Raw genomic sequence first — 381 nt, forward strand, 5'->3', positions numbered from 1 at the left:
GTAGACCATCCCGTCTTGAATGGCCTTGACCGCCTTCGTGTTAACAAATTTCATGATTGGTGGCAGAATCTTTTGATTGACAAAAGCACTGAATCCGCCCTGCTTTGTAGTTTCTGTACTCATCACTTTTTCCTCGATTTACAAACGTAAAAGCTGTTTACTTGCTCATTACCTTGGCAGCTTGTTGAACTACCTTTTCCCCGTCCATCATGCCATAAGCGGCCATGTCGATGACGGCGACTGGAACGTCAGTGCCTTCAACCTTCTTTTGGAAGTCTCCCAGCATGTAGCTTACCTGCGGCCCAAGCAGGACACAGGAGATTTCCTTGTTTTCCAGGTTGGAGTCAGCTTCAGCTGCTGGACAGGCAAAAATCTCGTAGT

At 47.2% G+C, this 381-nt stretch carries 1 protein-coding gene; it reads right to left on the bottom strand.

Annotated elements, in window-relative coordinates:
• Positions 1 to 157 precede the first annotated feature (157 nt).
• Positions 158 to 381 (bottom strand): PTS sugar transporter subunit IIB (locus tag lacNas_RS11305; protein WP_201331783.1); only part of this gene is annotated, 224 nt, incomplete at its 5' end.

It is taken from the genome of Lactobacillus nasalidis (genome assembly GCF_016587775.1).
Taxonomy (GTDB): Bacteria; Bacillota; Bacilli; order Lactobacillales; family Lactobacillaceae; genus Lactobacillus; species Lactobacillus nasalidis.